3 protein-coding genes are annotated in these 11,892 nt (G+C 67.0%); 2 read left to right on the top strand and 1 reads right to left on the bottom strand.

Going from position 1 to position 11,892, the window contains the following annotated elements; all coding sequences use genetic code 11:
- Positions 1–58: 58 nt before the first annotated feature.
- A complete protein-coding gene (gene uvrA, locus SB786_RS20670) occupies positions 59–5,962 on the bottom strand; it encodes an excinuclease ABC subunit UvrA (protein WP_410729093.1) in 5,904 nt (1,967 codons plus the stop codon).
- 471 nt (positions 5,963–6,433) lie between these two features.
- On the opposite strand from uvrA, the gene SB786_RS20665 reads away from it, so the two are divergent.
- Positions 6,434–7,171 (top strand): response regulator transcription factor, encoded by a 738-nt coding sequence (locus SB786_RS20665; RefSeq protein WP_410729092.1) that lies wholly within the window; start codon positions 6,434–6,436, stop codon positions 7,169–7,171.
- Positions 7,172–8,017: 846 nt separating this feature from the next.
- The gene (locus SB786_RS20660) at positions 8,018–11,788 is read left to right on the top strand and encodes a YadA-like family protein (protein WP_410729091.1); all 3,771 of its coding nucleotides are present in this window, start codon (positions 8,018–8,020) and stop codon (positions 11,786–11,788) included.
- The last annotated feature ends 104 nt before the right edge of the window (positions 11,789–11,892 follow it).

Here is an 11,892-nt window from a genome sequence, read left to right as displayed (position 1 = left end):
ATGAGAACGGCCCCGGTGTCTTGCCAGACACCGGGGCCGCTCACCGCACGCATTGCGTTTAACCGACCCGCGCTTCGTCCTGCCGCTCCGCTTCACCGCCATCCGCAGCCGTTCGCGCCAGCACGGGCTTCAACGCCTGCCCCGTATGGCTCGCGCTCACCTGCGCGAGCCCTTCCGGCGGTGCCGCCGCGACGATCGTGCCGCCGCCCACGCCGCCTTCCGGACCGAGATCGATGATCCAGTCGGCTTCCGCGATCACGTCGAGATCGTGCTCGATCACGACGACGCTATGCCCACCGTCGACCAGCCGGTGCAGCACGCGGATCAGTTTCGCGACGTCGGCCATGTGCAGCCCGACCGTCGGCTCGTCGAGCACGTACAGCGTGTGCGGCGCCTTCTGGCCGCGTCGCGTGATGTCGTCGCGCACTTTCGTGAGCTCGGTGACGAGCTTGATGCGCTGCGCCTCGCCGCCCGACAATGTTGGCGACGGCTGGCCGAGCGTCAGGTAGCCGAGACCGACGTCCTTCATCAGCTGCAGCGGATGCGCGATGTTCGAAATCGGTGCGAAGAACTCCACCGCTTCGTCGATCTCCATCGTCAGCACGTCGCCGATGTTCCGGCCGCGCCACGTGACCGCGAGCGTCTCCGGATTGAAGCGCTGCCCGTGGCACACGTCGCACGGCACCTTCACGTCGGGCAGGAAGCTCATCCCGATCGTGCGCACGCCCTGCCCTTCGCAGGCGGGGCAGCGCCCGTCGCCGGTGTTGAACGAGAAACGCGACGCCGTGTAGCCGCGCGCCCGCGCTTCGAGCGTATCGGCGAACAGCTTGCGGATCGTGTCCCACACGCCGATATAGGTGGCCGGACACGAGCGCGGCGTCTTGCCGATCGGCGTCTGGTCGACCTCGAGCACGCGGTCGATCCGCTCCCAGCCGCTCAGCGACGCGCAGCCCTGCCACGCATGCGTGACGTTCAGCGACGGCCGCGGCGCGCTGCGCGCGAGCACGCTCGAGCGGCGGTTGGCGGCCGGCGCGCCTTGCTGCGCGGCCTTGCGCGCGCGCCGCGTGGCCGGCGACGACAGCACCGAGCGGCCGACCGCGTCGAGCAGGTTCGTCATCAGCACGTCGCGCGCGAGCGTCGACTTGCCCGAACCGCTCACGCCCGTCACCGCGACGAGCCGCGCGAGCGGAATGCCGACGGTGACGTCGCGCAGGTTGTGCAGCGTCGCGTCGTGCACGGTCAGCCAGGCCTCCGGCACCGCCGGCGCGCCCTTCTTGCCCGCCAGGCTCACCGCGCGGCGCGGTTGCAGCGGGTGCGTCATCGGCTGCGCGAGCAGGCGCCCCGTCACCGAATCCGGCTGCGCGGCCAGATCGGCGACCGCGCCCTCGGCGACCAGCGTGCCGCCGCGCTTGCCGGCGCCCGGGCCGACGTCGATGATGTGATCGGCACGGCGAATCGTGTCCTCGTCATGCTCGACGACGACGAGCGTGTTGCCCTTGTCGCCAAGCTTGCGCAGCGCGTCCAGCAGGATCCGGTTGTCGCGCGGATGCAGGCCGATCGTCGGCTCGTCGAGCACGTAGCACACGCCCTGCAGGTTGCTGCCGAGCTGCGCGGCGAGCCGGATGCGTTGGGCTTCGCCGCCCGACAGGCTCGGCGCCGCGCGATCGAGGCTCAGGTAGCCGAGCCCGACCTCCTCGAGAAACGCGAGGCGGCTGCCGATCTCGCTGACGATGTCGCGCGCGATCTGCGCGTCGCGGCCGGTCAGTTCCAGCGCGTCGATCCAGCGGCGCGTATCGGACACCGTCCATTGCGCGACCTCGACGATCGGATGCGCGTCGAACGTGACCGCGCGTGCGGACGGGTTCAGGCGCGTGCCGCCGCAATCCGGGCACGGCTCGTTGCCGACGCCTTCCGGTTCCTGCTCGTCCGACGGCAGCGTCTGCTCGCGGCCGCGATCATCCCCGGCGCGCACCGTGTCGTCGTACGCCGCGCGCTGCTCGCGCGTGAGCGTGACGCCGGTGCCCACGCAGGTCGTGCACCAGCCATGCTTGCTGTTGTACGAGAACATCCGCGGATCGAGCTCCGGATAGCTCGTGCCGCACACCGGGCACGCGCGCTTGACCGACAGCACCTTGACCTCGCCGACGCGCGCGGTCGAATGACCGTTCTGCACCGCGTGGTGCAGCCCGTCGAGCGGCGCGAGCAGGTGCATCACGCCCTTGCCGAGTTCGAGCGTCTCGTCGAGCACCCGCCGCAATTCGGCTTCGTCGTCCGGCGACACGACGATATCGGCCACCGGCAGCTCGATCGTGTGCTCGCGGAAGCGGTCGAGCTTCGGCCACGGATCGACCGGCACGAACTCGCCGTCCACGCGCAGATGCGTGCTGCCGCGCGCCTTCGCCCATTTCGCGAGATCGGTATACACGCCCTTGCGGTTGACGACGAGCGGCGCGAGCAGCCCGACGTGCTCGCCGCGATGGTCGCGCAGCAGCTGCGCGGCGATCGACTCGACGGTTTGCGACGTGACCGGCGTGCCGTCGTGGATGCAATGCTGGAGGCCGAGCTTCACATACAGCAGCCGCAGGAAGTGCCAGACCTCGGACGTGGTCGCGACCGTGCTCTTGCGGCCGCCGCGCGACAGGCGCTGCTCGATCGCCACCGTCGGCGGAATGCCGTACACCGCGTCGACTTCCGGCCGCCCGGCCGGCTGCACGATCGAGCGCGCATACGCATTCAGCGATTCGAGGTAGCGGCGCTGGCCCTCGTGGAACAGGATGTCGAACGCGAGCGTCGACTTGCCGGAACCCGACACGCCGGTGATCACGTTGAACTTGCCATGCGGGATGTCGACGTCGAGCGCCTTCAGGTTGTGCTCGCGTGCATTGACGATCCGCACGACGTCCTCGCCCTCGATCGCGCGCCGCTCGCGTGCGGCGTTCAGCACGGCCTGCAGCGGCACGCCTTCGTCGGCCAACGCCGTTTCGCCATCCATCGCGCGGTCGTACTGCAGCAGCGCGACGCCGGTATGCGATTCCGCGCAGGCCTTCACGTCGTCGGGCGTGCCCGCGCACAGCACGCGACCGCCGCCGTCGCCGCCTTCCGGGCCGAGATCGATCAGCCAGTCGGCCGCGCGGATCACGTCGAGATTATGCTCGATCACGATCAGCGAATGGCCGGCCGCGAGCAGCTTGCCGAACGCCTGCATCAGCTTCGCGATGTCGTCGAAGTGCAGCCCGGTGGTCGGCTCGTCGAACATGAACAGCTTCGCCCGCGCGACGCGCGCCTCCTCGCTGGCGACGCGGCGCCCGCCGGCGGCCGCCGCCGATTCGGCGAGGAAGCCGGCCAGCTTCAGCCGTTGCGCTTCGCCGCCGGACAACGTCGGCACCGGCTGGCCGAGCTTCACGTATTCGAGACCGACGTCGACGATCGGCTGCAGCACGCGCAGCACCTCGGCGTCGGTCGCGAAGAACGCGGTCGCCTCGCTGACGGTCAGGTCGAGCACGTCGGCGATGTTCAGCGCACGGCCGTCGCGCTCGATGCGCACTTCGAGAATCTCGGCGCGGTAGCGGCTGCCGTCGCAGTCCGGGCAACGCAGGTAGACGTCGCTCAGGAACTGCATCTCGATGTGCTCGAAGCCCGAGCCGCCGCAAGTCGGGCAACGGCCGTCGCCCGAGTTGAAGCTGAACGTGCCCGCGCCGTAGCCGCGTTGCAGCGCGAGCGGCGCCTTCGCGAACAGCTTGCGGATCTCGTCGAACGCGCCGACATAGCTGGCCGGATTCGACCGCGTGGTCTTGCCGATCGGCGACTGATCGACGAACACGACGTCACCGACCTGGTCGGCGCCCGTCAGCTCGCGGAACGCGCCCGGCGACTCGGTCGCCTTGCCGTGGTGGCGCGCCATCGCCGGATAGAGCACGTCCTGCAGCAGCGTCGACTTGCCGGAACCCGATACGCCCGTCACGCACACGAGCCGCTGCAGCGGAATCTCGACCGTCACGTCGCGCAGGTTGTGCTCGGTCGCGCCTTCGAGCACGATGCGCGGCGTGTTCGCGTCCACCGGGCGGCGCGCCCAGTTCGACGCATGCGCGACATGCTTGCGGCCGCCCAGATACTCGCCCGTCAGCGTGTGTGCGGAACGGATGTCGCCCGGCGTGCCGTCGTAGACGATCGTGCCGCCGCGCTCGCCGGGCCCCGGGCCCATGTCGATCAGCCGGTCGGCCGCGAGCATCACCGACGGATCGTGCTCGACGACGACCAGCGTATTGCCCGCGTCGCGCAGCCGCTGCATCGCCTCGACGATTCGCGTGAGGTCGCGCGGATGCAGCCCGATGCTCGGCTCGTCGAGCACGAACAGGGTTTTCGTGAGCGACGTGCCGAGCGCCGTGGTCAGGTTGATCCGCTGGACCTCGCCGCCGGACAGCGTGCGGCTCTGCCGGTCGAGCGTCAGGTAGCCGAGGCCCACATCGCACAGGTATTTCAGGCGCGTGCGCACCTCGGCGAGCAGCAGCTTCAGCGCGTCGTCGAGCAGCGCGCTCGGCAGGCTCACGTCGTCGAAGAAGCGGCGAATACGCTCGATCGGCAGCAGCATCAGGTCGTGCACCGTCAGCCCCGGCAGCGCCTCGAGCTGCGCGCGCGTCCAGTCGACGCCGCGCGGCAGGAAGCGATCGGCGGGCGCGAGCACCGCGTCGGCGTTCGCCTTCGAGCCGAGCCGCCACTGCAGCGATTCCGTTTTCAGGCGCGCGCCGCCGCACACGTCGCACGGCGTGTAGCTGCGGTACTTCGACAGCAGCACGCGGATATGCATCTTGTACGCCTTCGATTCGAGATAGCCGAAGAAGCGTTTGACGCCGTACCACTGGCTCTGCCACTTGCCGTTCCAGTCCGGCGAGCCGTCGATCACCCATGCGCGCTGGGCGTCCGTCAGGTCGGACCACGGCGTGTCGCGCGGGATGCCGGCTTTCGCCGCGTAGCGCATCAGGTCGTCCTGGCATTCCTTCCAGGCGGGCGTCTGCATCGGCTTGATCGCGCCGCCGCGCAGCGTCTTGCGCGCGTCGGGGATCACGAGGCCGAGATCGACGCCGATCACGCGGCCGAAGCCGCGGCAGGTTTCGCATGCGCCGTAGGCCGAGTTGAACGAGAACAACGCCGCCTGCGGCTCCGCGTAGCGCAGGTCGCTGTCGGGATCGTGCAGCCCGGTGGAGAAGCGCCACACCAGCGGCTCGACGGTTGCGGCGAGCGCGTTGTCCGCGTCCGGCGCCAGCACGTAGACGTTCACGCGGCCGCCGCCGCGCTTGAGCGACGCCTCGATCGCCTCGACCACGCGCACCTTGTCGGCCTGCTGGACGCGAAAGCGATCGGCCACCACGTCGAGCAGCTTGCGCGGGCCGGTGGGCGACGCGACTTCGCGCTGCGCCTGCACGCGCGTGTAGCCGCTCGCGGACAGCCACTGCGCGACTTCGTCCTCGGACGCGCTTTCCGGCAGCTCGACCGGGAACGTGACGACGACGCGCGGATCGTCGGCGCGCGTGCGCTCGACGAGTTCCGCGTAGATCGTCTCGGGCGTGTCATGCCGCACCTGCCGCGCGGTCTGGCGGTCGAACAGCTCGGCGGCGCGCGCGTACAGCAGCTTCAGGTGATCGTTGAGCTCGGTCATCGTGCCGACCGTCGAGCGCGAACTGCGCACCGGGTTGGTCTGGTCGATCGCGATCGCGGGCGGCACGCCGTCGACGCGCTCGACCTGCGGGCGGTCCATCCGGTCGAGGAACTGCCGCGCATACGCGCTGAAGGTCTCGACGTAGCGCCGCTGGCCTTCCGCGTACAGCGTGTCGAATACGAGGCTCGACTTGCCGGAGCCCGACGGGCCGGTGACGACCGTCATTTCGCCGGTGCGCAGATCGAGATCGAGGTTCTTGAGGTTGTGCTGACGTGCTCCGCGAATGCGGATCAGATTGCTGGATGACAATTTGCCTGCCCGTCTGAATGAGTTAGCCGGAATCACGGTGCCGGAACGCTGCGGCCGATGCCCGCAGACGCGGCGCACGTGCCGCACGGGTCGTGCCCGCGCCGCTCGAGTTCGACGGATACTATACTGTATATTCATACAGTTTTCCAACCAAGGCTGCATCGTGCCGGGAACGTTCGCACGATTGCGACATCCGTGTGTCGCGTTGGCCCGAAACCGTCGTTCTGCTTATCGAAGCGTCGCGCGGGCAAGTAAGAATTCCCCGGAAAATGCCCGCGTTCCGGCGCTTTTTACCGGCGTCAACATTCATACGACGAATTCACAAAATGTCACAATCGCGTTCATTGGCGATGATTTATATTCCCTAACCGGTTGTTCCGCACGCCTTGAAAGGCAAACGTTTGCGGGCCCGCAACGCCATGTTTTGCGATGTCAAATCGAGAAGGCCAACCACGATATTCGGGGGCACGAATGCGCATTTTGGTTGTGGAGGACGATCCCGTTCAGGCGGAGGAAGTGCAGAACGCACTCGCTCCGTTCTGCCACACGATCAAGGTCGTCGTCGATGGAGAGCAGGCGTTGCGTTACCTGCGATCCGAGTCGGTCGACGCGGTCGTCCTCGACTGGCACTTGCCGTGTCTGACAGGCATCGAAGTGCTGAACTGGATTCGTACGCGCGCCGATGTCGAATACGGCGTTCTGTTCCTGACCAGCCGCGTCCAGGAGCTCGATGTCGTCAGAGCGCTGGAAGCCGGCGCCGACGACTACCTGAGCAAACCGTTCCGCGCGGAGGAATTGGCTGCGCGGGTCAATGCGTTGCTGCGCCGCGTCGCGCGGAACGTGAAGCGCGATGAGCCGATTCGGGCCGGCGAGTATCTGCTGGACCCCGTGCATCGTGCCGTGAAGCTGCGCGGCACCACGATCGAATTGACAACGAAGGAATTCCAGCTCGTTGCGTGCCTGTTCAACAACATCGGCAAGATCATGTCTCGCGAACAGCTCGCAACGACGGCCTGGGGACGAGAACTGGGAACGGAATCGCGCTCTCTCGATACACACATCTACCGAATCCGGCAAAAACTGAAGCTCGGCATCGAGAATGGCTTGCGCCTGTCCGCCATTTATACGTTGGGCTATAGACTGGATCAGACCAAGGCGACAGCCGAGCTGCATTGCAGCGCCGAAGTGATGATGGAAAGTCGCGCGTGAGTTTTCGTCGCACGTGGAAAACGGCGTGAACAGCATCACATCGGCTTCGGCGCGATGATTCCGACTGAACGGGAGAACCGGCGGCGCGTGCGGCCGGGGCCGCACAGATCGCTATCCGCAGCCCGTACGTCCGGTATCCTGCCGCGGCAATTCCGCGGCCCACTCTCCCATCAATATTTTGCACGCCTTCTTTTATTCCTGAATCCGTGGTGATTCCGGACTCGCCAGCGCCTGATCCTACGGTCTGCTCGCGTGCAGTTTCCACGCGAGGCCGCATTCCCTCATAGCACATGCGGCCCATGAAATTCGCCTTCCCGTATCAATGTCGTCGCAGTTCCACATTTAATCCAGAGTGACAAATGTTTACTTTTTAAATTGCAGGCCCTCTCCTAACATTCGGTAAGCCAAATCAATAACTTTTTCAGTTCCAACAACATCAATACGTCATAAACAATTTGACAGGAGCGAGTCACGCAAACACGAGCACCGAGCGATTGACGCGATCGCCTCGCGGCGTCGCCACGCTCTGCACGTCTGGCAACTTGATTGCTTCGAAGAAGCATATACAGCGTTGAGTATTTTATAAAGCAACGGCGATTTATCGCCGGCCGTGGCGTATCTATATCGAGATAAAAGATGCAAACCCCGCCAAAACAATCGGTCGCCTTCGACAATGCATCCGGTCGCCCCGCATATCCGGCCTGCGAATCCGTACAAGTCACGGGGATCCGTGGCGCCCGAGTCTCGATCAGATCGATCGTGACTTGATTTCCATTTACCCATTCAACTTCGTACTACTACGAAATCTACTCTGATAGAGCGTCTTCATTTCACACGGAGCATCAAATGAACAGAGTGCACAAAGTCATATGGAGCAAGGCGCGCGGGGCGCTTGTCGCTGTGTCGGAAATCGACACGGCCGAGGGAAAAGGTCAGACGGGGTCGTCGGCAGGCGCGATTGACAGACGTGGCGTTACACGTCGCCCGGAACTACGCATAACAAAATGCGCCGCGGCGATCATCCCGCTATTGTTCGGCGCAATCGCAATGCCCGAACAGGCAGCTGCGCAGTATCAAGCCGGTCCTGGCTCAAGTGCCACCGGCACGGCCGCAACAGCGGTCGGCACCAACACGGTCGCGTCCGGCACAGGAACCAGCGCATTCGGCCAAGCGGCGACGGCAACCAACAGCAGTTCGACCGCCATCGGCGGCAACACCACGGCGAGCGGCGTCGGTGCGAGCGCGATAGGACATCTGGCACTGGCGACCGGCACCAACGCTTCCGCGCTCGGTGCGTCCGCAGCCGCGACCGCTGAAAACGCCAACGCATTGGGCGATTTCTCGACGGCGTCAGGCGTCGGCAGCACGGCGTTGGGCGCGGGTGCCCGAGCGAGCGCTGACAACACTCTAGCCGGCGGATTGAACGCAGCCGCCAGCGGCATTTCATCGATTTCGCTCGGCAACGCATCGGTAGCCTCCAACAATTCCGCGACGGCGCTCGGCGCCGGCAGTACCGCATCGGGCGATCATTCGACCGCGTTGGCGACAATGTCGACAGCAGCCGGCAGCTACTCGATCGCGATGGGTTTCGATGCGATCACCACCAACACCGCCGACGCCGGTCTCGCATTGGGATCGGGCGCATCGGCCAGCGGCGCGTCCGGCATCGCCATCGGCGTCAACAGCGGTGTGTCGGGCGTCAACGCGATCGCGCTCGGCCCGGGCGGCACGGCCGGCGTCCCCGGTTCCGGCACCCAGGCCACGGGCGACCGGGCGGTCTCCATCGGCTTCAACGCGCTCGCCAGCAATACCGGTGCGCAGGCATTTGGCAGTCAAGCGACGGCGAGCGGAACGAGTTCGATCGCGATCGGTAACCTCTCCAACGCGTCCGGCGTATCGGCCGTTGCAGTCGGCCCGACTTCGCAGGCGCTCGCCGCATCGACCGTCGCATTCGGCGACACCAGCACGGTCGCCGCTGCCGCGGGCACCGGTTCGATCGCGGGTGGCCACAACTCGCAAGTGGCCGGCGGCACGGGCGCCGTCGCGCTCGGCGAAGGCCAGACCGCGAACGGCAATGGCGCGGTGGCGATCGGCGATCCGAACACCGCGATCGGCAACGGCGCGGTGGCAATGGGCGCCAACAACACCGCGAACGGCAACGGCGCGATCGCGCTGGGCAATACGAACGTCGCGACCGGACAAGGGTCCGTGGCTCTCGGCAACGCGTCGCAAGCCAATGTCGCCGGCGCGGTCGCGATCGGCGACAGCGCCGTCGTGCAGGCCGCCGCGACCAACGGCGTCGCGCTCGGCTCCGGCGCGATTTCCAGCGTCGCCAACAGCGTGGCACTCGGTGCGGGCTCGACGACGACCACGGCGACGCCGACATCCAGCGCAGTGATCGGCGGCGTGACCTACAACTTCGCGGGCACGGCGCCGACCGGCGTGGTGAGCGTCGGCGCCCCGGGCGCCGAGCGACAGATCCAGAACGTCGCCGCCGGCCAGTTGAGCGGCGCCAGCACCGACGCCGTGAACGGCTCGCAGTTGTTCGCGACCAACCAGCAGGTGACCGCCAACACGACGGCGATCTCGAACATCAACAACGGCGCGGGGATCAAGTATTTCCACGCGAACTCGACGGCCCCCGACTCGTCGGCAACCGGCGCCGATGCGGTGGCGATCGGCGGCAACGCGCAGGCTACCGTCGCGAATTCGGTGGCACTCGGTGCAAACGCAACGACCACCGCGGCGACGCCCACGCCCGGCGCGACGATCGGCGGCGTCGCCTACACCTTCGCGGGCACGGCGCCGACCGGCGTGGTGAGCGTCGGCGCGCCGGGCGCCGAGCGGCAGATCCAGAACGTCGCCGCCGGCCAGTTGAGCGGCGCCAGCACCGACGCCGTGAACGGCTCGCAGTTGTTCGCGACGAATGAGCAGGTGACGGCCAACACGACGGCGATTTCGAACATCAGCAACGGCGCGGGGATCAAATACTTCCATGCAAACTCGACGCTGGCCGATAGCCAGGCAACGGGTACGGACAGCATTGCCGTCGGCCCTCAGGCAGTCGCCAGCGCGGCTGACAGCTTCGCAGCCGGCAGCGGCGCGCAATCGACCGCCGCGAACGGCATGGCGCTCGGCGCGCAGACGACCGCTTCGATCGTCGGCGGTGTAGCGATCGGCTCAGGCTCCGTGTCGGACCGCGCCATCGCGGCGGGCAGCGGTACCATCCCGGCCGGCAGCCACACGGTGCCGTTCAACACATCCGACGCGACGCTGCTCGGCGCGGTGTCGTTCGGCAGTGCATCGGGGAACACATACCGGCAGCTCATCAATGTCGCCGACGGCACGAACGCGCACGACGCGGTGACGGTCAGGCAGTTGACCGGCGCGCTGCAATCGTTCGCCGTGACGCCGACGATGTACTTCCATGCCAATTCGACCGCGGCCGATTCGCTCGCCGTGGGTGCGGAGTCGATCGCGGTGGGGCCGACGACCGTCGTCAACGGCGACAACGGCGTGGGGATCGGCAATGGCGCGATCGTCCAGCAGACGGCGCCTGGCGGCGTAGCGATCGGTCAGGCGGCGAATTCGGGGCAGGCCGATGCGATCGCACTGGGCAGCGGCGCGAATGCGACCGGGCCACAGTCGATCGCGCAAGGCGCCAACGCCGTCGCGACTTCGTCGGGCGGCATCGCGATCGGCTCCGGCGCGAACAGCAGCGCCGCCGATGCCCTCGCGCTCGGTTCCGGCGCCAGTGCGAACGTCGCGAACAGCATCGCGATCGGCGCCGGATCGGTCACGACGGTCGGCGCGCAGTCGAACTACATTGCCTACGGCCTGAGCAGCCCGCAGTCGTCGGCCGGCGAGGTCAACATCGGTAACCGCAAGATCACCGGCGTCGCCGCCGGATCGGCCGGCACCGATGCGGTCAACGTCAGCCAGCTCGACGCCGTCAACCAGAACCTGACGACGCTGATCCAGAACATCAGCAATACCAACGGCAGCGGCGGTTTCCCGTCGACGCCTGGCTCTTCGACGCCCCCCGCGTCGACCGGCTCGAATTCGTCGGCCGGCGGCAACGGCGCGGTCGCGTCCGGCTCGAACAGCACCGCGGTGGGCAACGGCTCGACCGCGTCGGGCACCGGCTCGACCACGATCGGCGCAGGCTCGACGTCGTCGGGCAACGGCTCGGTCGCGATCGGTTCAGGCAGCAACGACGGCGGACGAAACAACGTCGTGTCGATCGGTACGGCCAACTCGCCGCGGCAGCTCACGAACGTCGCGGCAGGCACGGCGCCCACCGATGGCGTCAACGTCCAGCAGTTGAATGCCGCGGTCGGCAACGCGAACGCGTATACCGACGCGAAGATTCAAGGCCTGCGGCGAGACGCGGATGCGGGAACCGCCAGCGCAATGGCTGTCGCGGGGCTGCCCCAACCTTCCGGACCGGGCAAGAGCATGGTCGCCATCGCCGGCAGCGTCTATCGAAGCCAGTCCGGGCAGGCCATCGGCATCTCCACGATCTCGGAAAACAATCACTGGATCTACAAGGCCGCCATCACGACCAACACGCGCAACGACTACGGTGCCGTGATCGGTGCGGGCTATCAGTGGTGATCGCGAGAACCCGATATCCAACCGGGCTCGTCCGCGGCCGTGCAACGCCTCCATCGCGCGTTGCACGGCTGTCGGATGCGCTGCTCCCAATACGATGAGAGATA

Source organism: Burkholderia sp. SIMBA_062 (assembly GCF_046534765.1).
GTDB lineage: Bacteria > Pseudomonadota > Gammaproteobacteria > Burkholderiales > Burkholderiaceae > Burkholderia > Burkholderia ambifaria.
This window is presented reverse-complemented; position numbering and strand designations above follow the sequence as displayed.

Coding starts and splice junctions, on each gene's coding strand:
- SB786_RS20665 (WP_410729092.1), top strand. CDS start 6,434: ATGCGCATTTTGGTTGTGGAGGACGATCCCGTTCAGGCGGAGGAAGTG.
- SB786_RS20660 (WP_410729091.1), top strand. CDS start 8,018: ATGAACAGAGTGCACAAAGTCATATGGAGCAAGGCGCGCGGGGCGCTT.